The 25580-nt window shown below is 64.9% G+C and carries 21 protein-coding genes; 6 read left to right on the top strand and 15 right to left on the bottom strand.

From position 1 onward, the window contains the following. Nucleotides 1–339: 339 nt before the first annotated feature. Complete coding sequence (locus ACIGJG_RS06980) at nucleotides 340–558, top strand: hypothetical protein (RefSeq protein WP_011297516.1); 219 nt, start codon at nucleotides 340–342, stop codon at nucleotides 556–558. Nucleotides 559–572: 14 nt separating this feature from the next. On the opposite strand, the gene pgeF is transcribed toward ACIGJG_RS06980, so the two are convergent. Both pgeF and ACIGJG_RS06970 read right to left on the bottom strand, forming a co-directional pair. Next, on the bottom strand, nucleotides 573–1370 hold the full coding sequence (gene pgeF / locus ACIGJG_RS06975) for a peptidoglycan editing factor PgeF (protein WP_011297515.1): 798 nt from the start codon (nucleotides 1368–1370) through the stop codon (nucleotides 573–575). Then, nucleotides 1360–2571 (bottom strand): RluA family pseudouridine synthase, encoded by a 1212-nt coding sequence (locus ACIGJG_RS06970; protein ID WP_011297514.1) that lies wholly within the window; start codon nucleotides 2569–2571, stop codon nucleotides 1360–1362. The genes pgeF and ACIGJG_RS06970 overlap by 11 nt, the downstream gene beginning before the upstream one ends. Nucleotides 2572–2587: 16 nt before the next feature. On the opposite strand from ACIGJG_RS06970, the gene ACIGJG_RS06965 reads away from it, so the two are divergent. Continuing rightward, on the top strand, nucleotides 2588–3418 hold the full coding sequence (locus ACIGJG_RS06965) for an outer membrane protein assembly factor BamD (protein ID WP_041679567.1): 831 nt from the start codon (nucleotides 2588–2590) through the stop codon (nucleotides 3416–3418). Nucleotides 3419–3534: 116 nt separating this feature from the next. On the opposite strand, the gene yoaA is transcribed toward ACIGJG_RS06965, so the two are convergent. From yoaA to ACIGJG_RS06950, 3 genes are read right to left on the bottom strand one after another with little or no spacing between them, the layout of a single operon-like run. After that, on the bottom strand, nucleotides 3535–5799 hold the full coding sequence (gene yoaA / locus ACIGJG_RS06960) for a DNA repair helicase YoaA (protein WP_011297512.1): 2265 nt from the start codon (nucleotides 5797–5799) through the stop codon (nucleotides 3535–3537). A 30-nt stretch (nucleotides 5800–5829) separates the two neighbouring features. Next, nucleotides 5830–6033 (bottom strand): YdcH family protein, encoded by a 204-nt coding sequence (locus ACIGJG_RS06955; protein WP_011297511.1) that lies wholly within the window; start codon nucleotides 6031–6033, stop codon nucleotides 5830–5832. 53 nt (nucleotides 6034–6086) lie between these two features. After that, on the bottom strand, nucleotides 6087–6932 hold the full coding sequence (locus tag ACIGJG_RS06950) for a hypothetical protein (RefSeq protein ID WP_011297510.1): 846 nt from the start codon (nucleotides 6930–6932) through the stop codon (nucleotides 6087–6089). Nucleotides 6933–7096: 164 nt separating this feature from the next. Between ACIGJG_RS06950 and ACIGJG_RS06945 the strand changes: the two genes are divergently transcribed. Continuing rightward, nucleotides 7097–9451 carry a Tex family protein gene (locus tag ACIGJG_RS06945; protein WP_140952175.1) on the top strand — a complete coding sequence of 785 codons (2355 nt, stop codon included), beginning with the start codon at nucleotides 7097–7099 and terminating at the stop codon, nucleotides 9449–9451. Nucleotides 9452–9514: 63 nt separating this feature from the next. Here ACIGJG_RS06945 and ACIGJG_RS06940 read toward each other — a convergent pair whose 3' ends face one another. Beyond that, nucleotides 9515–10873, bottom strand: a complete 1359-nt coding sequence (locus ACIGJG_RS06940; protein WP_011297508.1) for an ATP-binding protein — start codon at nucleotides 10871–10873, stop codon at nucleotides 9515–9517. Further along, nucleotides 10870–11541: a response regulator gene (locus ACIGJG_RS06935; RefSeq protein ID WP_041679564.1), complete on the bottom strand. Its 672-nt coding sequence runs from the start codon at nucleotides 11539–11541 to the stop codon at nucleotides 10870–10872. The genes ACIGJG_RS06940 and ACIGJG_RS06935 overlap by 4 nt, the downstream gene beginning before the upstream one ends. A gap of 235 nt (nucleotides 11542–11776) precedes the next feature. On the opposite strand from ACIGJG_RS06935, the gene ACIGJG_RS06930 reads away from it, so the two are divergent. Then, nucleotides 11777–13537, top strand: a complete 1761-nt coding sequence (locus ACIGJG_RS06930; RefSeq protein ID WP_011297506.1) for a glycosyltransferase family 39 protein — start codon at nucleotides 11777–11779, stop codon at nucleotides 13535–13537. Between the two features lie 53 nt (nucleotides 13538–13590). After that, entirely contained in the window at nucleotides 13591–14640 is a 1050-nt protein-coding gene (locus ACIGJG_RS06925) for a bifunctional UDP-4-keto-pentose/UDP-xylose synthase (protein WP_049796413.1), read from the top strand. 207 nt (nucleotides 14641–14847) lie between these two features. Here ACIGJG_RS06925 and ACIGJG_RS06920 read toward each other — a convergent pair whose 3' ends face one another. The 8 genes from ACIGJG_RS06920 to ACIGJG_RS06885 all read right to left on the bottom strand — a co-directional run bounded on the left by ACIGJG_RS06920 (nucleotide 14848) and on the right by ACIGJG_RS06885 (nucleotide 24369). Further along, the gene (locus ACIGJG_RS06920) at nucleotides 14848–16758 is read right to left on the bottom strand and encodes a potassium transporter Kup (RefSeq protein WP_011297504.1); all 1911 of its coding nucleotides are present in this window, start codon (nucleotides 16756–16758) and stop codon (nucleotides 14848–14850) included. A gap of 316 nt (nucleotides 16759–17074) precedes the next feature. Then, nucleotides 17075–17788 (bottom strand): ABC transporter ATP-binding protein, encoded by a 714-nt coding sequence (locus ACIGJG_RS06915; RefSeq protein ID WP_011297503.1) that lies wholly within the window; start codon nucleotides 17786–17788, stop codon nucleotides 17075–17077. Continuing rightward, nucleotides 17785–18552, bottom strand: a complete 768-nt coding sequence (locus tag ACIGJG_RS06910; RefSeq protein ID WP_011297502.1) for an ABC transporter ATP-binding protein — start codon at nucleotides 18550–18552, stop codon at nucleotides 17785–17787. Before ACIGJG_RS06910 ends, ACIGJG_RS06915 begins: the two co-directional genes overlap by 4 nt. Continuing rightward, entirely contained in the window at nucleotides 18549–19640 is a 1092-nt protein-coding gene (locus tag ACIGJG_RS06905; RefSeq protein WP_011297501.1) for a branched-chain amino acid ABC transporter permease, read from the bottom strand. Before ACIGJG_RS06905 ends, ACIGJG_RS06910 begins: the two co-directional genes overlap by 4 nt. Nucleotide 19641: 1 nt before the next feature. After that, nucleotides 19642–20508 (bottom strand): branched-chain amino acid ABC transporter permease, encoded by an 867-nt coding sequence (locus ACIGJG_RS06900; protein ID WP_483672934.1) that lies wholly within the window; start codon nucleotides 20506–20508, stop codon nucleotides 19642–19644. Nucleotides 20509–20580: 72 nt separating this feature from the next. Next, nucleotides 20581–21768 (bottom strand): ABC transporter substrate-binding protein, encoded by a 1188-nt coding sequence (locus tag ACIGJG_RS06895; protein WP_011297499.1) that lies wholly within the window; start codon nucleotides 21766–21768, stop codon nucleotides 20581–20583. A gap of 110 nt (nucleotides 21769–21878) precedes the next feature. Next, nucleotides 21879–22694 carry an alpha/beta fold hydrolase gene (locus ACIGJG_RS06890; RefSeq protein WP_011297498.1) on the bottom strand — a complete coding sequence of 272 codons (816 nt, stop codon included), beginning with the start codon at nucleotides 22692–22694 and terminating at the stop codon, nucleotides 21879–21881. Nucleotides 22695–22707: 13 nt separating this feature from the next. Beyond that, nucleotides 22708–24369: a benzoate-CoA ligase family protein gene (locus tag ACIGJG_RS06885; protein WP_011297497.1), complete on the bottom strand. Its 1662-nt coding sequence runs from the start codon at nucleotides 24367–24369 to the stop codon at nucleotides 22708–22710. Between the two features lie 278 nt (nucleotides 24370–24647). Between ACIGJG_RS06885 and ACIGJG_RS06880 the strand changes: the two genes are divergently transcribed. Further along, nucleotides 24648–25577, top strand: coding sequence for a helix-turn-helix transcriptional regulator (locus tag ACIGJG_RS06880; protein WP_011297496.1), 930 nt, complete (start codon nucleotides 24648–24650; stop codon nucleotides 25575–25577). Nucleotides 25578–25580 lie beyond the last annotated feature (3 nt).

Raw genomic sequence — 25580 nt, 5'->3', positions numbered from 1 at the left:
CACTTATGCATCTGGAGACGCAATCCGGATGGACCTGACACGACGCCCCCGACCAGGGCGTCCAGGACTGCCGCTTGCAGCTTTCCCTTCCATCTCGATAACGTCCCCTGCCCGGTTCACACCGCAATCTGGCTGGCAGCGCCATGCGGTATGCTTGCCGGCAAAACAAAGGAATCTACTGGGATTCCGCAACATTCGAGGTCATTGTTGCCTTGCAATGTACGCGCTGTCAATGCAGAAAACCGCGTCGGCGTATACGCCGTGAAAACCTACCCCCGGGTAGGGATCCGCGGGGCCCAAGACCAGCGCGCAAGCCTACCTGCGAAGGATGAAAGTTTCATGTACATCGTGGCCATTGGATGGCTCTACGTGGCACTGATGATGGCAATCACTGAGCACAACATCGTTGCCGGTGTCGCCACGTTTCTGCTTTATGGCGCTGCGCCGGTCGCGCTGGTGCTGTACATCATGGGAACGCCCGGCAGGCGACGGCGACGCAAGGCAGAGGAAGCGCGCGCGGAGGAAAACGCCAAAGCTGGCGAAAGGGGACCGCAGTGACGGGCCCGCAACTCTCAGCGTTCGAGCCAGACCAGGCTGGCCATGCGGCCTGTGACACCGTCGCGCCGATATGAGTAGAACCGCTGCGGATCGGATACGGTGCACGCATCGCCGCCGTAGATATCGGTGCAGCCAGCGCGGGCGAGGCGCGTGCGGGCCAGCGCATAGATGTCGGCCATGTACTTGCCCTCAGCGCCAGCCCGAAAAGCTGCCTCGACAGCCGGATGCTCGCCGGCACGCGCCTGCTCGAGGAAGGCCTCGCGGACTTCGGCACCGACTTCGAAGGCACCGGGCCCGATAGCAGGGCCAAGCCATGCGAGCCAGCGTGTCGACGGCATGCCGCGTGCCGCCTGCATGCGTGCCAGTGCGGCTTCGATGACACCGTTGCACAGGCCGCGCCATCCCGCATGCGCGGCGCCGACAACGGTCCCCTCCGCATCGCATAGCAGTACGGGCAGACAGTCCGCCGTCATGACCGCGCAGACCTGTCCGGGCACGGCGGCCACACTGGCATCGGCCCGCGGCGGCATCGCGTCCGGTTCCGCAAGGTGGTCCACCGTTGCCACGGCGCAGCCATGCACTTGCTCTAGCCATAGCGGCATGGCAGGCAGATGCGCGGCAAGCCGCGTGCGGTTCTCCGCGACGTGCGACGCATCATCCCCGACATGCGTGCCGAGATTGAGGCCGCCTGGTGCGCCGCCGTCAAGCCCGTACGGACCACGGCTCACGCCACCCGCACGCGTCGTGGACAACGCGCGCACCGACGCAGGAGCCGGCCAGTCGGGTCGCAGCCACGCGGTGTCAGTCGTCATCGTCACCCTCCCCGTCGGCCCAGATGACTTCGGGGCCATCTTCCCACTCTTCGTCCCAGTCGTCCTCATCGGCTTCGGTTTCACCGCCAGAGAAATCGAGCGCATCGATCAGCGCCTGGAGGTCTTCCGGCGGCGGCGCGGTCCACGACACGGTCTTGCCAGTGACCGGGTGCACCAGCCCGAGCTTGAACGCATGCAGCGCCTGCCGTTCGAATGGCACTGGCAGCGGTACGCGAATGGCTGGCCGCTGCCCGCGTTGCGTCGCGCGGTAATAGACCGGATCCCCCACCAGCGGATGGCCGATCGATTCGAAGTGCACGCGGATCTGGTGCGTGCGCCCGGTTTCGAGCTGGCAGCGCACCATCGACACGAAACTGCGCCCGAGAGGCACCGTGGCCAGCGTGCGGAAGTGCGTGCGCGAGGGCTTGCCGCTGTTGGTGTGGACGATGGCCATGCGCGTGCGCTCACGCGGATCACGGCCGATCGGGGCGTCGATGGTGCCCTCCTCGTATATACGTCCCCATACCAGCGCGAGATACGTGCGCTTGACGGTGCGGGCCTGGAGCTGGCGCACGAGGTCGGTCTGCGCCGTCAGCGTGCGCGCAACCACCATCAGGCCCGAAGTCTCCTTGTCCAGCCGGTGCACGATACCTGCGCGCGGCAACGCCGCTGCCGTTGGGTCGCGATGCAGCAGTCCGTTGAGGACCGTACCGCTCCAGTTGCCCGCGGCCGGATGCACGACCAGCCCGGCGGGCTTGTCGATGACCAGAAGTGCGTCGTCTTCGTACACGACGTCCAGCGCGACATCTTCGGGGGCGAAGGCCTGCGATTCCGGCGCAGCCTGCGGCTGGACCTCGATGCGATTGCCCATCTGCACTGCGTCGCGCGGCCGGCGTACTTCACCGTCGACGCGTACCGCCCCGCTTTCGATCCACTGCTGCAGCCGGCTGCGTGAAAACTCGCTGAAGTGCCGCGCAAGCAGCTTGTCCAGCCGCTCGCCATGTGCGACGCTGTCAACTTCCAATGTCAGCGGCACCGACAGGTCGTTTACGGGTGCTGCGGGCACCTCGTCAGCGAAGTCGTCGGTGTCATCGTTATCGGTCTGGGATGCCTGGACGCGCACCTGTTCAGGCGGCACTCCCCCCACGCCGGATTCTGGCTGAGGGCTTGGGCTATAATGCTTGACGCTATTTTTCTTCATCCGGGATACGTTGCCCATGCAATTGCTGAGCATGAAGCGCGCCAATTGGCGCGCGCGATTTGGAGCGATTCTGCTCGCAGGCGGCTGCGTCATGCTGTCGGCATGCGGCCTGCTTGCTGACCAACCCGACGAGACCGCTGGCTGGTCGGCCAACAAATTATATTCGGAAGCCAAGGACGCCCTCGATGGCGGCGACTATTCCCGTGCCGTGAAGCTGTATGAAAAGCTCGAAGGCCGCTATCCGTTCGGCCGCTACGCGCAGCAAGCCCAGATCGACACCGCCTACGCCAGCTACAAGGACGGCGAGACCGCAGCGGCACTGGCCGCGGTGGACCGCTTCATCCAGCTGCACCCGAGCCATCCCAATATCGATTACGCCTACTACCTCAAGGGCCTGATCAACTTCAACGACAACCTGGGCTGGCTGGGCCGCTTCTCCGGCCAGGATCTCAGCGAGCGCGACCCGAAGGCGGCCCGCGCGGCGTACGACGCCTTCAACACGCTGGTCACGCGCTTCCCCGACAGCAAGTACACGCCTGACGCCGCTGCGCGCATGCAGTACATCGTCAACTCGCTGGCCCAGCACGAAGTCCATGCGGCGCGCTACTACTACAAGCGCGGCGCCTACCTGGCGGCGGTCAACCGCGCGCAGCAGGCACTCAAGGACTATGACGGCGCGCCCGCCAACGAGGAAGCGCTGTACATCATGATCCGCTCGTACGACTCGCTCGGCATGAAGGATCTGCGTGACGATACCGCCCGCGTGATGGAGCGCAACTTCCCGAACAGCGACTACATCAAGTACGGCGAGCGCCGCAAGGACAAGTCCTGGTGGGAAGTGTTCTGATCGGTAAGGACGCGGGGCACTGATTCCGCGGCTCATACAAAACGGGGCAGATCCGCAAGGATCTGCCCCGTTTCTCGTTGTCCGGCCCGGATCGCGGACCGGATCGGCGAAGCCGCTCAGTCCGGCTGCGCCTGTGCCTCGCCTTTCTTCCCTTCCCTCAAGGACTCCAGGAAGCGTACGACGGTCGGCGCCTCACGCGTGCGCGTGAACGGCGGCAGGCTTTGCCAGATCTGGCGGCCATAGGGCTTTTCGACCAGCCGTGTGTCACAGATGGCCAGCACGCCACGATCAGATTCCGAGCGGATCAGCCGCCCCGCGCCCTGCTTCAGCGTGATGACGGCATGCGGCAACTGGTGGACCGCGAACGGGCTGAGTCCCTTCTTCTGCAGCACCTCCATGCGCGCGGCCAGTACCGGATCATCGGGCGGCGCGAACGGCAGCTTGTCGATGATCACGAGCGACAGCGCCTCGCCGCGCACATCCACGCCTTCCCAGAAACTCTGGCTGCCCACCAGCACAGCATTGCCAAGTTCGCGGAAGCGGTCGAGCAATTCCGTGCGGCTGGCCTGGCCCTGCACGAGCAGCGGCAATTCCAGGCCACGCTCGGCAAAGGCGTCGTAAAGCAGGTCAGACGCGCGCTGTACGGCCCGCAAGGTCGTGCACAGCAGGAACGTGCGGCCGCCGGCAGCCTCGATCAGCGGCAGCGCCGCCTGCACCACGGCGTCCGTGAACTGGGGTGAGTTCGGCGGCGGCATGTCGCGCGGCACGTAGAGCAGCCCCTGCTTGCCGTAGTCGAACGGGCTCGGCAGCGTCAGCGAGTTGTCCTTGTTGAGCCCAAGTTGCGCGGCGTAGTGCGTGAAGTTGCCCTTTACCGACAGCGTGGCCGACGTGAACACCCAGGCGCGCGGGTGGCCTTCGCGCTGGCGCGTGAAGATCGGCGCGATCGAAAGCGGCGTGCGATGCAATTGCACCGTATGCGAAAAGACCTCCACCCAGCGCACCGTGTCCGGCCCGAACTGCGCGGGCGCGGCAGGAGGCGGCGGCGCATCGGCTTCCGGCGCGGCGTTTCCGCCGCTGTCCGGCGCTTGCGGCGCGGGTGTCTCAAAGGCCTTGCCTTCGTCCCGCCATGCTTCGAGGCGCTGTTGCAATTCTACCGCGCGGCGGTGGCATTGCTGCAGCGTCTCGGCACGTTCGGCCTGGCTTTCGAGATGCTCGACGAAAGTCGACAGCGCCTCTTCGAGCGCGTCGAGCGTGTCGAAGAACGGTTCGCCGATGCGCCGGTCCGCCTCGATCTGTCCCAGTGCCAGCCGCGCGTTCTCCTTGCCAAATGCCAGGCGCAGATCGCGCGTGGCACGCTCTAGCGGCGCCGCGATACCGACCCAATCCACTGCGTCGCGCGCGTGCGAAAGCCCTTCGGCCACGGTATCGCGGCAGATTTCGAGCAACTGGCTCGTCGACAGCGTTTCGCCGAAGAACAGCGTCGCCGTATCGGGCAACTGGTGCGCTTCGTCGAAGATGATCGTGTTCGCCGCGGGCAGCAGTTCGGCCATGCCGCTGTCGCGCAGCACGACATCGGCAAAGAACAGGTGGTGGTTCACCACGACCACGTCCGCCTGCTGGGCTTCCTTGCGCGCCCGCATGACGAAGCAGTCCTTGTAGTTCGGGCACTCCGATCCGAGGCAGTTGTCACGCGTGGAAGTCACCATCTGCCACACGGGCGCGTTCTCGGGCACCGCGGCCAGTTCGGCCTTGTCGCCAGACGACGTGACCTTGGCAAAGCGTGCGATTTCCCGCAGCCACGCGGCATCCTGCTTGGACGCGAGCCGGCCATTGGCCTCCGCGCGCTCGAGGTGATAGTGGCACAGGTAGTTGGCGCGCCCCTTGAGCAGCGATACCGAGATCGGCACATTCAGCGCGCGCCGCACGGTCGGAATGTCGCGCAGGAAGAGCTGGTCCTGAAGGTTCTTCGTTCCCGTGGACAGGATGACCTTGCCGCCCCACAGCATGGCAGGCACAAGGTAGGCAAAGGTCTTGCCCGTGCCCGTCCCGGCTTCGACGATCACCGTGTCGCTCGCTTCGATCGCTCCTGCAACGGCTTCGGCCATCTTCTGCTGCGAGGCGCGCGGACGATAGCCCGGGATGCCCTGCGCCAGGGTGCCGGTGTCGGCAAAAATCCTTGCCAGTTCGCTGGCGTGGTCGGCAGGCACCGCGGACGCGGGAACCAGTTCAGTCTGCGCCGGGACCGGGTTATCGGCGGCGACGGCAGAGACGGCGGCGTCGATGTCGGTATCTGCGTTCGGCTCTGGCAGGTCGGTCGGCTCGGTAACGGTGGTCAAGGCTGGTAAGGCTCGGGATGGCGGGATAGCGGGATAGCGCGCCATGCGGCGCAGACTACGTCGGCGCAGCGGCGCTCAGGCCGGCACGTCGGGTTCGAGCTGCAGTTGCAGCAGGGTGATGGCGTCCTTCAGCTTGAGGCGGCGTTTCTTCAGCCGCCTGAGCTGCAGTTCGTCATGGGCGGGATCCTCGGCGAGCCGGTCGATCAGCGAATCCAGGTCGCGGTGCTCGATTTGCAGTTCAATGATCTGCCGCTCGAGGGTGTTCAGGTTAGTGTCCATATGTATTTCCCCCACCGCCTCTGCCGGGACAGGCTGGCGCGGCCCGCTCCGGCTCAGAAGCCGAAGGGACGCGGCGCCGACGCCTGGCCCTGCTGTTCCTTCGCCTTGGCGCGCCGCTCGTCCAGGTCTTTCTGGCGCTGTTCGGCTTCGCGCTGCTTGGCGTCGTAGGCCTTCACGTTTTCTTCGCGCTGGCGCGCCTGCTCGGCACCCTTCTGCTGGGCCTCGCGCATGCGGGCGTCGAAGTCTGCCTGCTTCTGCTGGTAGGCCTGCGCGTTGGCCGAACGCTTCGGCGCATCGGCCTGCCGCTGCGCGTCGCGCAGTTGCTGATCCTGCTGTTTCTTATCGAAGGACTCGCGGCTGGCTTTCTCATTCGCGCTGCGCTGCGGCTGACCTGCTTCGTATTCAGCCCGGCGCAAGGCCTGTTCGCGGTCACGGTCGGCCGCGCGTTGGGCACGTTCGGCATCCCCCACTTCCAGTTCGCGCTGGCGCAGCACCTGCAGTTCCTGCCGCTGGACTTCCTTCGCCTTGTCGATGCAGCTAGTGACGAAGAATTTGTCGTAGCAGGCACGTTCGGCCGTGGCAAAGCGGTAGTTCGTCCACGCGCGCGAATCGCCGATGGCCTTGCGTTCGGCGGCAAAATCACGCGGTGCAACGGCGCCCGCCGCTACCGGCGCGGAAGCTTGCGCAGCGCTATCAGAAAGCGGCGCCAGCGTACCTGCGCCGACCAGGGTCAGCCACAGCGCGGCGGCGGCGAACAGGCGTGCAGGCAGGGTCATTCGCCCGGCATGGCGCGGGGCGGAGCGGAACAGGCGTGCGGCAGGAAACATGGCCAGGAGTGCCGTGTCGCGGACGGCCATCGGCATGGCGGGCGCGACGGCCGGATGGGGCTTGAAGGTCATGCCCGAATTCTAGCATCCGGCCTGCCACGCGCCTTGGCGGCCAGTGCGGCGGCGTCTCGCGGGATACACAGACTGAATCAGGCCTACTTCCGTGGGGGATATCCGCCAGCTTGTGGCAAAATGCCCCGCTTTCGACTGACCGCTTTCGACAGACCGATTTCCCGATGTCCAATCTGCCCGCATCCGTTTCGCAAAAGATTGTGTCGCTCATCGCGGCTGAACTCACCGTTCAACCCCGCCAGGTAGCGGCGGCCGTGGAACTGCTCGACGAAGGCTCGACCGTGCCCTTCATCGCCCGTTACCGCAAGGAAGTCACGGGCAACCTGGACGACACCCAGCTCCGTACGCTGGAAGAGCGCCTGCTGTACCTGCGCGACATGGAAGACCGGCGCCTGGCGATCCTTGCCTCGATCGAAGAGCAAGGCAAGCTGACGCCGGAACTGCGCACAGCCATTGAAGGCGCCCAGACCAAGCAGACGCTGGAAGACCTGTACCTGCCCTACAAGCCCAAGCGCCGCACGCGCGCGCAGATCGCACGCGAATGCGGGCTGGAGCCGCTGGCCCAGGCACTGCTGGCCGACCCCACGCTAGACCCGCAGGCCGAAGCTGCCAAGTACGTCAACGGAAATCCGACCGCCGACGGCGGCGTGCCCGACGTCAAGGCTGCGCTGGATGGCGCGCGCGACATCCTTTCCGAGCAGTTCGGCGAAACCGCGGAACTGCTGGGCAAGCTGCGCGAACACTTGTGGAGCAACGGCGTCGTCAGCTCCACGGTGATGGAGGGCAAGGAAACCGCCGAGGAAGAGAAGTTCCGCGACTACTACCAGTACAGCGAAACCATCCGCACCGTGCCGTCGCACCGCGCACTGGCGCTGTTCCGTGGCCGCAATGCGGGCGTGCTGATGGTCAAGCTGGGCCTGGGCGAAGAACAGGATGCGCTGGTGCCGCACCCGTGCGAAGGCATGATTGCGCGCCACGTGGGCATCCAGAATCAGGGCCGCCCCGCCGACAAGTGGCTCGGCGACGTGTGCCGCTGGTGCTGGCGCGTCAAGGTGCAGCCGCATCTGGAAACCGAACTGCTGACCCAGTTGCGCGAAACCGCCGAAGGCGAAGCCATCAAGGTGTTCGGCCGCAACCTGCACGAACTGCTGCTCGCCGCGCCGGCCGGTCCCAAGGCGGTGATGGGCGTCGACCCCGGCATCCGCACCGGCTGCAAGATCGCTGTGGTGGACACCACCGGCAAGCTGCTCGAAACCGCGACCATCTACCCGCATGAGCCGCGCCGCGACTGGAACGGCTCGCTGGCCACGCTCGCGCGCATGGCCAAGCAGCATGGCGTGGCGCTGGTCTCGATCGGCAACGGCACGGCCAGCCGCGAAACCGACAAGCTGGTGCAGGACCTGATGCGCCAGGCGCCCGACCTCAAGCTGACCAAGATCGTCGTCAGCGAGGCCGGCGCATCGGTGTACTCCGCATCGGAACTGGCCGCGAAGGAATTCCCGGATCTCGACGTGTCGCTGCGCGGCGCCGTATCGATTGCGCGCCGCCTGCAGGATCCGCTGGCCGAACTCGTGAAGATCGATCCGAAATCAATCGGCGTCGGCCAGTACCAGCATGACGTGAACCAACGCGAGCTGGCCCGCACGCTCGATGCCGTGGTCGAGGACTGCGTGAACGCCGTGGGCGTCGATGTGAACACCGCCTCGGCCCCGCTGCTGGCGCGTGTGTCAGGCCTGAACACCGTGCTGGCGCGCAATATCGTCGAGTACCGCGACGCCAACGGTGCCTTCACCAATCGCGAAGCGCTGAAGAAGGTGCCGCGCCTCGGCGACAAGACCTTCGAGCAGGCCGCCGGCTTCCTGCGCGTCAACAACGGCGACAACCCGCTGGATCGCTCGTCGGTGCACCCGGAGGCCTATCCGGTGGTCAAGCGCATCCTGGACCATATCAAGAAGGGCCTGTCGGACGTCATGGGCAACCGCGAGGCCCTGCGCGGCGTGTCGCCGGCGCAGTTCACCGACGAATCGTTCGGCCTGCCGACCGTGCGCGACATCCTCACCGAACTCGAAAAACCGGGCCGTGACCCGCGCCCCGAGTTCAAGACCGCGACCTTCCAGGAAGGCGTCGAAGACGTGAAGGATTTGCAACCGGGCATGATCCTGGAAGGCGTGGTCACCAACGTGGCGGCCTTTGGCGCATTCGTGGACATCGGCGTGCACCAGGACGGTCTCGTGCATATCTCGGCGTTGTCGAACAAATTCGTCAAGGATGCGCACGAGGTGGTCAAGGCTGGCCAGATCGTCAAGGTCAAGGTGATGGAGGTGGACGTCAAGCGCAATCGCATCGGGCTGAGCATGCGGCTGGATGACGAGCCCGGACAGACCTCGTCGCGACCGTCGTCGGGTGACCGTGGTGGCCAGCGGCCCGGCGGTGGCAAGAGCTTCGGCAATGGCGGCAACCGCCGCGAAGCAGAACCAGCCGGCGCCATGGCGGCGGCATTCGCCAAGCTCAAGCGCTAAGCTGCCTGGCCAATACTGTTGTTGAAGGACGCCCCGCGCGGCTGCTGCCGCCCGGGGCGTTTTTTATGACTGCCCGGCACAACGGAAGATGCGAACCATCAGGCCGTTGCGGCCATCGCCGCGATTCGCAAATGTAATTGCCAGTCCATGCAACCGCGCAACGCGCTGCGCAATGGAAATCCCCAACCCATGCCCCTGCTCGCGCTGGCCGCTTCCGCGAAAAAAGCGATCACCCAGCCGTGCCAGCACCTCAGGGGCCACACCAGGCCCCTCATCACACACCACAATGCCGTCAGCCCGAAAATCCATGGTGACCATCGCCCCCGCCGGGCTGTAGCGAATCGCATTGTCCAGCAGATTCCGCAGCATCAGCCCAAGCAGATTCGGGTCGCCCGCCAACGGAAGCGGCGCTATGTGCGCTGATGGCCAGATCAATTCCACATCGATCTTCCTGCGCTGCGCCAAAGCGAGGCAATCCGACAGCGCCTGCTGCGCAATCGATTGCCAGTTCACGTCTTCCAGCAAGGCCAGCTCCGACGCATCTTCGAGCCGGCTCATGGTCAGCAACTGCGACACCAGCCGGCTCATGCGATCGATGCCGGACTCCACATTGGCACGCGCGCGGGCGCGTTCGCTCTCGTCCGGCGAGCGCCGTGCGATTTCCCACTGGGCCTTGAGCGCGGCCAGCGGCGTGCGCATCTCGTGTGCGGCATCGGCCGTAAGGCGCCGCTCGTGCTCGAGCGAATCGGAGACGCGCACCAGCAGCCGGTTCATGGCGTTGACCAGCGGCACCAGTTCGCCGGGCACGCCCGCCAGACCCAATGGCCGCGGGTCGTGCGGAGAACGGCTCTCGATTTCTGCGGAAAGCTCCCGCACGGGCGCCATCGCGCGCCGCATGAACAGAATCAGTACACCGATGAGCACGGGCAGGCCCACCGCCCACGGCAGCACCTGTGCCGCGATATAGGACAGGATCAGCTCGTTGCGCTCGCCCAGCTTCTGGCCGATGCAAACACGCCAGCCGCTGACGTCGTCATCCAGGTAATACAAGCGCCAGCGATGGCCGTCGATGCGCCGGTCGGTAAAGCCCTTCACGCCTTGCGCGGGCGGCAGGCGATCCCCGTCCGGATCGATGTGCATGGGCGTGCCATCGGGCAGCCAGGCAGCAATAGCCATGTCGCCGAGGCCTGCATCGCCCTGATCGCCTTCCGCCGCAGCCGGCAGCCGTGCCCGCGACGGCGCGGCGGTGATGTCGACCAGCGGCACCAGCGAATGCATCTGCATCGCCATGCGCACCATGTCAGTGTCGTACAACTCGTTGATTTCGTGGCGCGCACGCACGTAGGTCATGCCGATGGTCAGCAGCCACACCACCGGGGCCGCGATCAGCACGGCCAGGATCAGGCGCCGCTGCAGCGTCATGCGCAGTCCTCGGCAGCACCGAGCGTGTAGCCCGCGCCACGGAATGTGCGGACGATCTTCGGATGGATCTTGCGGCGCAGGTGGTGGATATGCACCTCCAGCGTGTTGCTTTCGAGGCCGCCCTGCCAGTCATAGAGCTTGTCGCGCAGAAAATCGCGCGTCAGCAGGCGGTTCGGGTGGGCCAGCAGCAGTTCGAGCAGCATCGCCTCGCGGCTGGTCAGGTCCACGGGCTTGCCGTGCCAGAGGGCCTGCTTGGCGGCCGGGTGGAATTCAAGTGCGCCGTGCCGCCAGACAGGCGCGGAGTTTCCGGCGGCGCGGCGCGTCATGGCGCGCAGCCGGGCGGCAAGTTCATCCAGCGAAATCGGCTTGACCAGATAATCGTCGGCCCCCGAATCCAGGCCGCTGATGCGGCTCTCGATGGCGTCACGCGCCGTGAGTACCAGCACCGGGATCTGGCAGCCGCGCTCGCGCCAGCGCCGCAGCCACGTCATGCCGTCGTCGCCCGGCAGTCCAAGGTCGAGCACGGCAGCATCGTAGTGCACCATGCCAAGTGCATGATCGCCCTCTGCACCCGTGGTGAACCAGTCGACGACGTATCCCACGAGCTGCAGGCCATGCAACAGGCCATCACCCAGCATGGGGTCGTCTTCAACAATAAGTATTCTCATTTCCAGGCCTGCTTTTATGCTTTTAAAGATATAGGCCAATCCGCGGCAATGAAGCCTGGCAAGTCGAGCAGTCGACATTTTGCATAGTATTCCTTAATCTGCCATTAAGGTTCGTCACTTATCCTTCGCTGTTGCCCTGAACGAGCCGCCGTCCCGCCGTTCACGCGACACTGTTTGCCGCACGGCACCGCCCGGTTTCCGGCCCCCGATCCGCCACGCCAGCCCCCTTTTTTTGATGTTTCAAGGTTCCGATCGCCTGACGAAGCAGGAAGTGCTTGCCGCACAAGCCGCACAACCCTGGCACAGGCGCCGCTTCGGCGGCGTTCCGCTGATCGTGCTCGCCAGCGTCTGCGTGCTGATCGCGCTACTGTGGTTCGGCACGCTCGGTATGCGCCACCTGATCGGCCCGGACGAAGGACGGTACGCCGAAATCGCGCGCGAGATGTTCGTGAGTGGCGACTGGGTGACCATTCGCTACAACGACCTGAAATACTTCGAAAAGCCGCCGTTTCACATGTGGGTGACGGCGCTGTCGTATTCGCTGTTCGGTATCGGTGAGTGGCAGGCGCGCTTGTGTGTCGCCCTGGCCGGCGCCATCGGCTTGCTGGCTTCGATGCTGGCTGCAAATCGCTGGTTTGGCGCCCGTGCAGCCCTGCTCACGGGCCTGGTGCTCGTCGCTGCGCCGATGTGGAGCGTGGCGGCGCACTTCAACACGCTGGACATGACACTTTCCGGCGCCATGGCCTGCGTGCTCGCATTCATGCTGCTGGCCCAGCACCCGCAGGCCAGCCCGGCCGCACGCCGCAACTGGATGCTGGCGTGCTGGGTCGCGATGGGCGTGGCGATCCTGACCAAGGGACTCGTAGGCATCGCCCTGCCCGGCCTGGTGCTGGTGATCTACACGCTCGTCAGCCGTGACTTTGCCCTGTGGCGCCGCCTGCATCTCGTGAGCGGCATCGCGCTGATGCTACTGGTTGCCGTACCGTGGTTCTGGCTCGTGTCCGAACGCAATCCGGAATTCCTGCGCTTCTTCTTCATTCATGAGCACTGGGAGCGCTACACGTCGACCGTACATTCACGCAAGGGGCCCCTGCTCTATTTCGTACCGCTTGTGATCGCCGGCTTCCTGCCCTGGCTGGGCCTGTTTCCGCGCATGTGGCAGGCGGTGCGCGAGCGCGCTGGCGTGGAACGCGGCACCGCGGCGCGGCCCTTCCAGCCTGCACTGCTCGCTGCGGTCTGGGCGATTGTCATCTTCGTGTTCTTCAGCCTGTCGCGCTCGAAGCTGCCCGGCTATATCCTGCCAATCTTCCCGGCACTGGGCATCATTGCCGGCGCAGCCCTGGATACCATCTCCGAGCGCTCCTGGCGCAGGCAGTTGCTGGCTGGACTGGCCATTGGCGCCATCGGCCTGCTGGCCAGCCCCATCGTGGCGACGCTCAACTCCAACAACACGCCAAATGCGCTGTATCGGGCCTACGCCATCTGGGCCGCCGTGGCGTTCGCGATGATCATCGCCAGCACGCTGGTTGCGCGCTGGCTGCTGGAGCGGCGTGGTTTGCTCGCAAGCATCACGGTCTACGCACTCGGCATGTGCACAGCGTTCACGGCCGCGCTGCTGGGCCATGAAGTCATCGGCCGCTCCGCATCGGGCATCGACATGATTCAGCCGCTTGCACGCGTACTTCGCCCCGATATGAAGTTCTATGGCGTGCGTGTGCTAGACCATACGCTGCCGTTCTATCTGCGCCACCCGCTGGTCATGGTCGAACGCCCCGACGAACTCGAGTTCGGCGTTACCCAGGAGCCGCAGAAATGGCTGCCGACCACCGCGGCGTTCCTGTCAGAGTGGCAGGACGGCAAGCCCGCCCTGGCAATCATGTCGCCGCAGACGTTCGACGAGCTCAGCCAGCACGCGCCCATGTACGTGGTGGCGCGGGACTGGCGCCGTGTAGCCGTTACCAACTTCGCCGTGAATCCTCCGGCACCGCAGCGCTGAAGCACCAAGCGCCCGGCACCCCTTACGCTTAACCCATGCAACAACCCAATTCCATGCAAGGCAAGAAAGTCCTCATCCTCGGCGTCAACGGCTTCATCGGCCACCACTTGACGCGCCGCATCCTGGAAACGACGTCGTGGGAGGTCTACGGCATGGACATGTCGTCCGACCGCCTCGGTGACCTCGTCGACCATCCGCGCATGCACTTCTTTGAAGGTGACATCACCATCAACAAGGAGTGGATCGAGTACAACATCCGCAAGTGCGACGTGGTGCTGCCGCTGGTGGCCATCGCCACGCCGGCCACGTACGTGCGTCAGCCGCTGCGTGTGTTCGAGCTCGACTTCGAAGCGAACCTGCCGATCGTGCGCGCCGCCGTGAAGTACGGCAAGCACCTGGTGTTCCCGTCGACCTCCGAGGTCTACGGCATGTGCGCCGACGACGAATTCGATCCCGAGTCGTCGCCGCTGATCTACGGTCCGATCAACAAGCCGCGCTGGATCTACGCCTGCTCCAAGCAGCTCATGGATCGCGTGATCCATGCCTATGGCATGGAGCAAGGCCTGAACTACACGCTCTTCCGCCCGTTCAACTGGATCGGTGCGGGACTCGACTCGATCTTCGAATCGAAGGAAGGTTCGTCGCGCGTGGTCACGCAGTTCCTCGGCCACATCGTGCGCGGCGAGCCGATCAAGCTCGTCGACGGCGGCGAGCAGAAGCGTGCGTTTGCCGATATCTCGGACGGCATCTCGGCGCTGATGCGCATCATCGAGAACCCGAACGGCATCGCCACGGGCAAGATCTTCAATATCGGCAACCCGTCCAACATCCACTCGGTGCGCGAGCTCGCCGAGATGATGCTGAAGATGGCCGCCGACTATCCCGAATACGCCGAGGAAGCGCGCAAGACGCAAATCGTCGAGACCTCGTCGGGCGACTTCTACGGCAAGGGCTACCAGGACGTGCAGCACCGCGTGCCGAAGATCGACAACACCATGCAGGAACTCGGCTGGAAGCCCGAGGTGACGATGGAACAGGCGCTGCGCCGGATCTTCGAGGCGTATCGCGACCACGTCGTCGACGCCCGCACGCTGGTCAACTAAGCGACTAGGCCGAGCGCGGGACTTACACTCCCGCCTTGTCCCTCCCGCGCCATCAACGGCACGGCGCAGGACCTGTCCCGAGCTGTACAAGGACGTTTTCCTGTCCCTCTCCAGTCGTCACCCGCCATGGCCGCGTGAACGGCCTCAAAGACAAAGCCCCCGCAGGTTCGCACCTGGCGGGGGCTTCGTACTGCCTGCACGGGCTCGTCAGATTTCGACCTTCGTGCCGAGTTCGACCACGCGGTTGGCCGGAATCTGGAAGAAGTCCGACGGCTTGGCGCCGTTCTGATGCATCCACGCGAACAAGCTTTCGCGCCACATCGACATCCCCGGCAGCTTGGACGGGATCACCGATTCGCGCGCGATGAAGAACGAGGTCTCCATCAGCTCGAAATGCATGCCCAGCTTGCGCTGCGCGAGGTCCAGCACCTTGTGCACGTCAGGAGTCTCCTTGAAACCGTAATCCGACTTCAGGATGAACACACCGCCGCCAAGGTCCTTGCAGCTCAGGCGTTGCTCGTCGTCGACATACGGAATATCGCGCGTGACAAAGCTCAGGAAGACCACCCGCTCATGCAGCACGCGGTTGTGCTTGAGGTTGTGCAACAGCGACACCGGCACCGACTCGGTATTGCCGGTCAGGAACACCGCCGTGCCCTCGACGCGATGCGGCGGATGTGCGAGCAGGCCGGCAATGAACGGCTCCAGCGGAATGCCGTCTTCGAGGCTGCGCGCACGCAGCAGCTTGCGGCCGCTATACCACGTCATCAGCAAGAAGAATGCTGTGCTGCCGAGAAGCAGCGGGAACCAGCCACCTTCAGCAACCTTCAGCAGGTTCGCCGCGAAGAATGCCAGGTCCACGAGCAGGAACGACAAGCCGAGCAGCGTCACGAGCGCCGGGTTCCACTTCCAGACGTTGCGCATCACCACGGCCGCGAGGAACGTGGTGATCACCATGGTCGTGGTCACGGCAATGCCATAGGCCGCCGCCAGGTTTTCCGACTTCTTGAACGAGATCACCACGGCCACGACCAGCACCAGCAGGATCCAGTTGATGACCGGCAGGTAGATCTGCCCGATCTCGGCCGCCGAGGTGTAGCGCACGCGCATGCGCGGCACGAAGCCGAGCTGGATGGCCTGGCTGGTCAGCGAGAATGCGCCCGAGATCACCGCCTGCGAGGCGATGACCGTGGCGCAGGTCGCCAGCACCACCATCGGGATCAGCAGCGGTTCCGGCACCATCAGGTAGAACGGGTTTTCGGCCCCAGCCGGGTTCGTCAACAGCATGGCGCCCTGGCCGAAGTAGTTCAGGATCAGGCACGGCATGACCAGCACGAACCAGCCATAGCGGATCGGGCGCGCGCCGAAGTGGCCCATGTCGACGTAGAGGGCTTCCGCCCCGGTCAGCACCAGGAATACCGAGCCCAGCACGATAAAGGCCTGCAGCGAATGCGCGATCAGGAACGAGATCCCGTAGTACGGGTTGAAGGCCTTGAGGATCTCCGGCGCCTGCACCAGGTTGTATAGCCCGAGCAGCCCCAGCGTCACGAACCAGACCACCATGACCGGGCCGAACAGCTTGCCCACCACCGATGTGCCGTTGCGCTGGATCAGGAATAGCGCCACGAGAATGACCAGCGTGATCGGGATCACGAACCGCGAGAGCTGTGGTGTGGCAATTTCCAGCCCCTCCACGGCGGACAACACCGAAATGGCCGGTGTGATCACCGCATCGCCATAGAACATGCATGCCCCGAAGATGCCCAGCATCATCAGAACCTTGGCCCAGCGCGAGCGTGGCGCCGCCGTGCGCAGTACCAGCGCCATCAGCGCCAGCACCCCGCCTTCGCCGTTGTTGTCGGCGCGCATCACAAACACCACGTACTTGATCGAGACCACGATGGTCATGGCCCAGAACAGCAGCGAGATGATGCCCAGAACGGCGTCGGGACTGAACGGGATGCCGTGCTCCTTGCTGAAGCACTCCTTGAGCGAATACAGCGGACTGGTGCCGATGTCGCCGAAGACGACACCGATGGCGCCGATCACCAGCGCGCGCGTGCTCGGATTCTCGACAAAGTAGTGGCTAGTGGCGGTGGTCGCGGATTGGGTGGTCATGAATTCTGGTCTTTGGGACCGGTTCGCGGAGCAGACATCGATCTCCCGAAACCCGGCCAGACACAGCAGCCGTCGGATTGGCCGCCTCCCTCTTCTGATGTTCTATTGCAATGCACAATTGGGCGCAATTCTAGAGGAACTGTGCCCCGCCGGCCACTGACGATGCCACCTATACCGCAGGTGGAACGCATCAAGCATGGGAGGGAAGTGGCGGATGGTCAAGTCCTGCCAGCAAATCTCGGGGACGCCGTCGGCATTGGCACGACGTTGCGATGCCGCTACAGAAAGATGCGCTTCAGGCGCTTTTGGAGGCGCCCTACACGCCCAGGTAGCGGTCCAGCGCTTCGGGCTTGGCGGCGAGGTCCGCAGCGGGGCCGGTCAGGACAACGCGGCCCTTTTCCAGCACGACCACGCGATCGGCATGGGCGAGCACCGAGCGGAAGTTGCGGTCCACCACCACGGAGGCAATGCCGGTCGTGCGGACCGTGGCGATAACCTCCCATATCTCGCGCACGATGCGCGGCGCCAGGCCTTCTGTCGCTTCATCGAGCACCAGGCAGTCCGGGTTGGTCATCAGCGCGCGGCCGATCGACAGCATCTGCTGCTCGCCGCCGGAAAGTTGCTGGCCGCCGTGGCCCAGGCGCTCCTTGAGCCGCGGGAACAGGTCGAGCACGCGCGCTTCGTCCCAGTCGTGGCGGCCGTTGCAGCCCTTGCGTGCCGCCATGATCAGGTTCTCGCGCACCGACAGGTTCGGAAAAACGCCGCGTCCTTCGGGCACATAAGCGACTCCGAGGCGCGCCAGTTCGAAAGGCTGCGCGCGCGAGACGTCGCGCCCCGCCACGCGGATATTGCCGCTGCGCTGGCGCACATGGCCGAGCAGCGTTCTCAGCAGCGTGCTCTTGCCCATGCCATTGCGCCCGAGCAGGCCGACGGTCTCGCCCGCGCCGACGCGGAACTCCACGTCGCGAAGGATATGGCTTGAGCCGTACCACGCATTGATGCCGCTGGCTTCGATCATGGTGGTCGTCATGCGGGCACCCCACTGTCTTCTGCCTCGCCCAGGTAGGCCAGCTGCACTTCGCGGTTGGCGCGGATTTCATCAGGCGTGCCGCTGGCGATCACGGCGCCATTGACCATCACCGTGATGCGATCGGCCACCGAGAACACGGCATCCATATCGTGCTCGACCAGCAGGATCGCGTGGCCCTCGCGCAGCCCTCGCAACAGCCCCAGCATGCGCGACGATTCCTCTGCGCCCATGCCGGCCAGCGGCTCGTCGAGCAACAGCGCAACCGGCTGCGTCGCCAGGCACATGGCCACTTCGAGCTGGCGCTTCTGGCCGTGCGCAAGTTCGCTGGCGAGCCGCCCTGCATGCGCTGCCAGACCGGCACGCTCCATCGCCTCATCGGCAAGTGCGCCGCTCATGCGGCAATTGCGTGCGCCTTCCCACAAGCGCCACGCACGCTGGGCACGCGATTGCGCCGCGAGCCGGCAGTTCTCGCGCACCGTCAGCGGCAGGAAGATGTTGTTGCGCTGGTAGCTGCGGCCAATGCCATGCCGCGCCAGCCGCGGCTGGGACCAACCGGTCACGTCGCGCCCTTGCAGGTGAAGGTGTCCCTCCGACGGCGGCAGTTCGCCGGACAGCATGTTGATCAGCGTGGATTTGCCTGCGCCGTTCGTGCCGATCACCGCATGGATCTCATGCAATCCCAGCGACAGGTCTACGCCCGCCACGGCCGTCAGGCCGCCGAAACGCCGCGTCAGGCCCGTGGCTTGCAATACCGGTGTACTCATGCGGCCTCCGTACTGCGCGCGCTGCGGCCTTTGCTGCCCGCGCCCTGCGCCGTGTCATCGTCATCGCCTGCCGTCCCGCCATTGCGCGCGCCCGATGCGCCATGCTTCTGGCGCAGCACGGCCGGCAGGCTCACCAGCCCGCGCGGTAGCAGCGCCACCGCGACGATGATGAAGCCGCCCATCAGCAACTGCCAGTGCCTGGTCATGGTGCTGAACCATTCGGCCAGCAGCACGAAGGAAAACGCACCGAGCACCGCACCCGCCAGACTGCCCACACCGCCCAGGATGACCATCAGCATGGCGTTGCCAGACTGGTGCCAGGACGCGATCTCCGGATTCACGAAGCCGAACTGGATCGCGTACAGGAACCCTGCGAGGCCGGCCAGCATGCCGCCCGCAACAAAGGCGCCGAGCTGGTAGCGGTACGTGGCGTAGCCCGCCGCGCGCATGCGCTGTTCGTTGTGGCGGATACCCACCAGCGCGTGGCCGAAGCGTGAACGCAGCAGCAGTGTTAGCACAACCACGGTCACGCCCATGGCGGCCCAGACCATCCAGTAAAAGTGGCTCGGATCGTTGACCGTGAGTTGCTGCGTGCCGGGTACGGGAAATTCAGGGCGGAAGTAGATGTAGGTGCCGTCGCTACCGCCGGCGATCTTGGTGTCGTGGAACACGAAGTACACCATCTGCGCGAACGCCAGCGTCACCATGATGAAGTACACGCCGCGCGTGCGCAGCACCAGCATGCCGACCAGCACCGCGAGTGCCGCTGCCGCGCCGAGCGCGCCGGCGAGCAGCAGCCAACCATTGCCGGGCCCCGCTTCGGGTGCCAGGATCGCCGTGGCATAGGCTGCGGCCGCGAAATAAGCAGCGTGGCCCAGGCTCACCAGCCCGGTATAGCCGATCAGCAACTGCAGCGAGAGCGCGAAGATCGCCATGATCATGACCTTGCTCAGCAGCTCGATATAGAACTTGTGGCTGTCGGCGGTCAGCAGCAACGGCAGGCTGGCCAGCAAGGCGAATGCCACGAGCCACGCGAAAGCGACGCGCGCATTGCCATGCGAAGGCGCGAGGGAATGCTTGGTATCCATATCAACCCGCCTTGAACAGGCCTTGCGGCTTCCACGACAGGATCAGCGCCATCAACAGGTAAATCAGCACACCTGACGCTTCCTGCCAGAACACCTTGCCGAAGGTATCGACAAAGCCGAGCAACAGCGACGCCACCAGCGCGCCCTTCACCGAACCGATGCCGCCGATCACCACCACCACGAAGCACACGATCAGCACCTGCGCGCCCATGCCCGGGTACACCGACGACACCGGCGCGGCAATCATGCCCGCCAGCACGGCCAGCGCCACGCCGAGGGCGAACACCACCCGGTAGAGCACCGTCACGTTGATGCCGAGCGACTGCACCATTTCGCGATTGGTCGCGCCGGCACGGATCATCATGCCGAGCCGCGTGCGGCGGATCACGTAGTACATGCCCGCTGCTACCAGCAGGCACACCGCCGAGATGCACAGGCGATAGACCGGATAGGTCATGTCGTTGCCGATCGGCAGCGCGCCGTCGAGAAACGCGGGAATCGACACACCGTGCACGTCGTCACCGACCAGGATGCTGCGCAGTTCCTCGAACACCAGGATCAGGCCGTAGGTCATCAGCACCTGCTGCAGGTGGTCGCGCTCATAAAGGAAGCTGAAGAACGCCCACTCAAGCACATAGCCGAACGCCACGGCCAGCACGATGCCGAGCGGCACGGCAATCAGCAGGTTGCCGGTCAGGCTGGCCAGCGTGAATGCCAGGTAGGCCCCGAGCATGTAGAAGCTGCCATGCGCCAGGTTGATGACGCCCATGATGCCGAAGATCAGCGTCAGGCCGCTTGCCACGAGGAACAGCAACAGCCCGTACTGCACGCTGTTCAGGCACTGGATCAGGAAGGAGACGATGTCCATGCTGCGTGGGGGAGGACGCCCGGCGCGCGGCAAGCCGCTGCACCGGGCCTCATTCCGGTAGGATGGTGGGAATCAAAGACGGCAACCGCGTGCCGGATCGGCCAGCGCCTTCACCGCCACGGTGCTCACCTTGTTCTCGCGGCCATCTACCTTGCGCAGGTAGAAATCCTGCACCGGGTTATGCGCCTTCGACAGCGTGAAAGCACCGCGCGGGCTGTCCACCTTGGCGGTCTCCATGGCCTTGTAGACGTCGGCCTTGCGGGACATATCGCCCTTGACCGCATTCGCCCCGGCGGCAAGCAACTGCGCGGCGTCATAGCCCTGCACCGCATACACATCCGGCTGCAGCTTGTAGGTCTTGGCGTAATCAAGGCGGAAGGTCTTGTCGCGCGCGTTGCTCAGGCCATCCGCATAGTGCAGCGTGGTTTCCAGACCCTGCGCGGCATTTCCCTGCGCCTCGAGCGTGCCATCCGTGAGGAAGCCCGAGCCATAGAGCGGGATCTTGTCCTTGAGCCCCGCGCCGGCCCAATCCTTGACGAACTTGACCGCACCGCCGCCCGCGAAGAACACGAACACGGCGTCCGGCTTGAGCGCGGCCACTTCCGTGATCAGCGCCTGGAACTCCACGTTCGGGAACGGCAGGCTCAGCTCCTTCACCACCTTGCCGCCCTTGCTCTCGAAGGCCTCCTTAAAGCCCTTTACTGATTGCTCTCCCGCCGCATATTTCCAGGTCAGCGTGACAACCTTTTTCATGCCCCGCTCGGCCAGCACGTGGCCCATGGCGTAGCCGGGCTGCCAGTTCGAGAACGACGAGCGGAAGATGTTCGGACCGCACAGCGGGCCGGTGGCCTCATCGACGCCGGCATTCGGGATGATCAGCAGCGTGTTGTTTTCCTTGGCCACCTTGACGATGCCCATCTGCACGCCTGAATGCACGGTGCCCACCACTACATCGACCTGGTCGCGCTTGATCAGCTTGGTTGCGTTCTCGGGTGCCTTGGCGGGATCGGATTCGTCGTCAACCTTGAAGTACTCGATATCGCGCCCGCCGAGCTTGCCCCCCTGCTGCTGCACATACATGCGGAAACCGTTTTCGATCGCCGTGCCCAGTGCCGCATACGTGCCCGTATAGGGCAGCATGAACCCTACCTTGATCTTCCCGCCCTGCGCACTCTGCGCCTGGACGGCTCCCGTGGCGGCAAGCATTGCAGCAACGGCAAGGCAGGCAGGCGCGAGCCTGCGCGATGTGAAGCGGTGCATGATGTCTCCTGGTGGTCAAGCCGGCGGTTTGCCTGTTGCGAAACCGTGATCGGTCCCTGCCCCCAGGGTCCGGAGCGTGTCCGGATGCAACACAGGGGGCGGGCAACGAATTATTTTAGGTATGAAGTATGTGCGTTTATAAACCGTACCGCCGCCTGCGTCAACGGCTCCGGCTGGTCGCGATGTGGCGAATGACCGCACCGCGCGAGTTTAAGCAAGGCGGTTTGCGGGGCATATCGATGGATACCCTCGATCTGCGCCATGGTGCCGTACTCGTCGTCCTCGCCCTGCACCGCCAGCACCGGACAGCGAAATTGCGGTAGCAGATCGTGCAGATCCCACTGGCGGAAAGCGGGGTCGAGCCAGATATCGTTCCAACCCCAGAACGCCGAATCCACGTCGTCGTGGTAGCGCGCCAGGCGGCTGCGCAAATCGGTTTCCAGGTAGGCCTGGCGCGTGGCCGCGATGCTGCGAACCGACACGTCTTCGACGAGGATATGGGGCGCGAGCACGGTGATGCCGTCGACGGAATCGGGAAAGCTCGCGGCGTGGATCAGCGCAATGGAGCCCCCGTCGCTATGGCCGAGCAGCCATGGCTTTCCGTGACTGCTCCCCGGGCCGATCTCCAGGGCTTCGAACAATGCCGGCAATGCCTCGCGCGCCTGCCGGTGCATGAAATCGACGCCCCACTTTTCATCGTGCGGCCGCGGGGTAGAACGCCCGTAGCCATAGCGCGAAAACACCAGTCCGCGAAAGTCACCGGCCTCACAGAAGCTGCGCGGAAAATCGCGCCACATGCTGACCGAGCCGAGCCCTTCATGCAGGAACACCACCAGCGGACGCTGCGCGCGCTCCGCGCGCAGCCACTGGTATTCGATCCGGATACACCGGCCGTCGAACGGAATGTCTACCCAATCGCTATGCATGCCGATCCTGTGGTCAGGCATCGGCGTGGGCCGTTGCGGCCGCACGCGCTGCTTCCTCGCGCTGGCGCAGGCGGAAGCGCTGAATCTTGCCCGTAGCGGTCTTCGGCAATTCCTCCACGCACTCGATCTGCCGTGGATACTTGTACGGCGCAAGTCGTGACTTGACGAAGGCCTGCAACTCGGCAGCCATGCCCGCGTGCCACTGCTGTCCCGGACGCATTACGACGAAGGCTTTCGGCTTGACGAGTTCGTCGGCATCGACCACGCCGATCACCGCAGCCTCGAGCACGGACGAGTGCAGTGCGAGCGCGGCCTCGACCTCGAACGGCGAGACATAGATGCCGCCCACTTTGAGCATGTCATCGCTGCGCCCGGCGTAGATGTAGTACCCGTCCGCATCCTGCAGGTACTTGTCGCCACTGCGCGTCCATGCGCCGACGAAGGTGTCGCGGGTCTTGTCGCGATTGCACCAGTACATCAGCGCGGCCGATGGCCCTTTGATGTACAGGTCTCCGATCTCGCCTGGCTTGCCGGGTTCGCCAAGCTCGTCGAGCAGCTTCAGTTCATAGCCGGGCACCGGCTTGCCCGTCGTGCCATAGCGTACGTCGCCGGGCCGGTTCGACAGGAAGATGTGCAGCATTTCGGTAGAGCCGATGCCATCAAGAATGTCGCAGCCGAAATGGGCGAAGAACCGTTCGCCGATATCCCTCGGCAAGGCCTCGCCAGCCGAGGTGCAGACGCGCATTGCCACGTCGCTGCGCGGTGGCAGTTCGGGCGAGGCGAGCATGCCTGCAAACAGCGTCGGCACACCGCAGAACACAGTGGGACGATGCTCGCACAGCCGCCGGAACACCGCGGCCGGCGTGGGCCGTTCCGCCATCAGCACTGTGGTGGCGCCCACGAACAGCGGAAACGTCAGCGCATTGCCGAGTCCATAGGCAAAGAACAGCTTCGCCGCCGAGAACACCACATCGTCTTCACGCATGCCGAGCACGCGCCGCGCGTACAGGTCAGCGGTATGGAAGAGGTTGCCGTGCGTATGCACAGTGCCCTTGGGGCGGCCCGTCGAGCCCGACGAATAGAGCCAGAACGCCATGTCGTCCGGCCCGGTGTCGACCACCGGCGCCGCCGAGCGCGTGCGCGAGATCACTGCCTCCACACTGCAGCTTGGCGCCGCATCCTTGTACGGGGCTGCCTGAATGACCACCGGCGACAGGCCGCTGCTGGCGACCGCGGTCTTCATGAGGGGAAGCAGCGCCTCAGACACCACCACGGCACGCGCACCACTGTGCTGGAGCATGTACGCGTAGTCGTCGGTCGTGAGCAGCGTATTCACCGCGACCGGCACCACGCCCGCAAGCAGGCAGCCGAGGAATACGGTTGGAAAGTCGACGGTATCGAACGCGCACAGCAGCAGACGTTCCTCGCGCCGGAAACCCGCGTCATGCAGCGCCGCGGCAAAGCGGCGAGCGCGCGCATCGAGTTCAGAGAAAGTTAGCGAGACCTTGTCGTCGACATAGGCAACTTTGTCGCCGCGACCCGCCGCGAGGTTGCGCCCCAGCAAGTCGGCGGCAGCGTTGTACCGGGCGGGCAGCGCGGTGATATCGGATTCGGCAGTTCCGGACGAAAGCGAAGCACCCGCCGGCGAACCGGCAGCGGTATTGGGGGGCGTCATATCTCCACTCCTTGGGGTCGCAGCGCCTCCGGCAGAAAAAACCGGCAGCGCGGCGGCGTCAGGCCGGTCGCTCTTGGATGCCGGTGCGTAAAGGCGATCGCATCGGCTTGTTGATGCATTTTATTTCATATCGCCTATCATGCAAGTTAGTAGATGCACTATATGACACCGTGCGGGCAATCGCCCCGCAAGGCTCCCTTATAATTCGCCTCCCTTTCCGCCGGATACTGCACAAAGGCCGGCCCAACCGCCTGAATCGCCCGATACACCTGTCCGCCATGCGCCGAGACCCCGAACCGCACTCCCCGCCCGATGCCACCGCCGGCGGCGCCAACGGCGAACGCGACCCCTATCTCACGCAGTTGGGGGAACGTATCCGCTCGCTGCGCGCGGCACGCGGCATGTCGCGCAAGGACCTGGCGCGCGGCGCCGACGTTTCGGAACGCTACCTGGCCAACCTGGAGACTGGTACGGGTAATGCCTCGGTGCTGCTGCTGCGTCAGGTGGCGCGCGCGCTCGATGTGCCGTTGCCGGTCGTGCTGGCGGAAGTGGACGGCCTGAATGGCCAGCAGGTAACCGAGTTCGCGCAGCTCGTGCAGTGGCTCGCGCAATTGCCAACGGGCGACCTTGCACGCGTGCGCGATGCCTGCCGCCATGCGCTGGCACCCGCGGAATCGCGCGATGCGCGGCATCGCCGCATTGCGCTGATCGGCTTGCGCGGCGCGGGCAAATCGACGTTGGGCCGCGCCCTGGCGGCGGCTGAGGACATGCCGTTCGTCGAACTCAACAATGTGATCGAACAAGAAGCGGGCGCAAGCCTTTCCGAGATTCACTCGCTCTATGGCCAGGCTGCTTATCGACGCTACGAGATGCGCGCGCTCGAACGCGTACTGCGCGAGCACGACAACATGGTCCTCGCTACACCCGGCAGCCTCGTCTCCGAACCGGGCACCTTCAACCTGCTGCTGTCGCGCTGCTATACGGTGTGGGTCAAGACATCGCCCGAGGAACACATGGCCCGGGTGGTCGCACAGGGCGACATGCGCCCCATGCAAGGCAATCGCGAAGCCATGACGGACCTGCGCCGTATTCTGCAGGCGCGCACGCCGCTGTATGCCCGCGCCGACCTCGCACTCGATACCAGCGGCCAGGACGCCCACACTTCGCTGCAGGCCCTGCGCGCCCACATTTCCCACGTCACGGCCTGACTT

It is taken from the genome of Cupriavidus sp. C1SS-2L, from assembly GCF_057073735.1.
This window is presented reverse-complemented; position numbering and strand designations above follow the sequence as displayed.

What these genes read in the sequence shown, in the direction of transcription:
- ACIGJG_RS06885 (WP_011297497.1), bottom strand. Translation starts at nt 24,369, where the DNA reads ATGACGCCCCCCAATACCGCTGCCGGTTCGCCGGCGGGTGCTTCGCTT.
- ACIGJG_RS06900 (WP_483672934.1), bottom strand. Translation starts at nt 20,508, where the DNA reads ATGGACATCGTCTCCTTCCTGATCCAGTGCCTGAACAGCGTGCAGTAC.
- ACIGJG_RS06880 (WP_011297496.1), top strand. Translation starts at nt 24,648, where the DNA reads ATGCGCCGAGACCCCGAACCGCACTCCCCGCCCGATGCCACCGCCGGC.
- ACIGJG_RS06980 (WP_011297516.1), top strand. Translation starts at nt 340, where the DNA reads ATGTACATCGTGGCCATTGGATGGCTCTACGTGGCACTGATGATGGCA.
- ACIGJG_RS06955 (WP_011297511.1), bottom strand. Translation starts at nt 6,033, where the DNA reads ATGGACACTAACCTGAACACCCTCGAGCGGCAGATCATTGAACTGCAA.
- ACIGJG_RS06930 (WP_011297506.1), top strand. Translation starts at nt 11,777, where the DNA reads ATGTTTCAAGGTTCCGATCGCCTGACGAAGCAGGAAGTGCTTGCCGCA.
- ACIGJG_RS06950 (WP_011297510.1), bottom strand. Translation starts at nt 6,932, where the DNA reads ATGACCTTCAAGCCCCATCCGGCCGTCGCGCCCGCCATGCCGATGGCC.
- ACIGJG_RS06910 (WP_011297502.1), bottom strand. Translation starts at nt 18,552, where the DNA reads ATGAGTACACCGGTATTGCAAGCCACGGGCCTGACGCGGCGTTTCGGC.
- ACIGJG_RS06890 (WP_011297498.1), bottom strand. Translation starts at nt 22,694, where the DNA reads ATGCATAGCGATTGGGTAGACATTCCGTTCGACGGCCGGTGTATCCGG.
- ACIGJG_RS06905 (WP_011297501.1), bottom strand. Translation starts at nt 19,640, where the DNA reads ATGGATACCAAGCATTCCCTCGCGCCTTCGCATGGCAATGCGCGCGTC.
- yoaA (WP_011297512.1), bottom strand. Translation starts at nt 5,799, where the DNA reads ATGGCGCGCTATCCCGCTATCCCGCCATCCCGAGCCTTACCAGCCTTG.
- ACIGJG_RS06940 (WP_011297508.1), bottom strand. Translation starts at nt 10,873, where the DNA reads ATGACGCTGCAGCGGCGCCTGATCCTGGCCGTGCTGATCGCGGCCCCG.
- ACIGJG_RS06965 (WP_041679567.1), top strand. Translation starts at nt 2,588, where the DNA reads ATGCAATTGCTGAGCATGAAGCGCGCCAATTGGCGCGCGCGATTTGGA.
- ACIGJG_RS06915 (WP_011297503.1), bottom strand. Translation starts at nt 17,788, where the DNA reads ATGACGACCACCATGATCGAAGCCAGCGGCATCAATGCGTGGTACGGC.
- ACIGJG_RS06925 (WP_049796413.1), top strand. Translation starts at nt 13,591, where the DNA reads ATGCAAGGCAAGAAAGTCCTCATCCTCGGCGTCAACGGCTTCATCGGC.
- ACIGJG_RS06920 (WP_011297504.1), bottom strand. Translation starts at nt 16,758, where the DNA reads ATGACCACCCAATCCGCGACCACCGCCACTAGCCACTACTTTGTCGAG.
- ACIGJG_RS06895 (WP_011297499.1), bottom strand. Translation starts at nt 21,768, where the DNA reads ATGCACCGCTTCACATCGCGCAGGCTCGCGCCTGCCTGCCTTGCCGTT.
- ACIGJG_RS06945 (WP_140952175.1), top strand. Translation starts at nt 7,097, where the DNA reads ATGTCCAATCTGCCCGCATCCGTTTCGCAAAAGATTGTGTCGCTCATC.
- ACIGJG_RS06970 (WP_011297514.1), bottom strand. Translation starts at nt 2,571, where the DNA reads ATGAAGAAAAATAGCGTCAAGCATTATAGCCCAAGCCCTCAGCCAGAA.
- pgeF (WP_011297515.1), bottom strand. Translation starts at nt 1,370, where the DNA reads ATGACGACTGACACCGCGTGGCTGCGACCCGACTGGCCGGCTCCTGCG.
- ACIGJG_RS06935 (WP_041679564.1), bottom strand. Translation starts at nt 11,541, where the DNA reads ATGAGAATACTTATTGTTGAAGACGACCCCATGCTGGGTGATGGCCTG.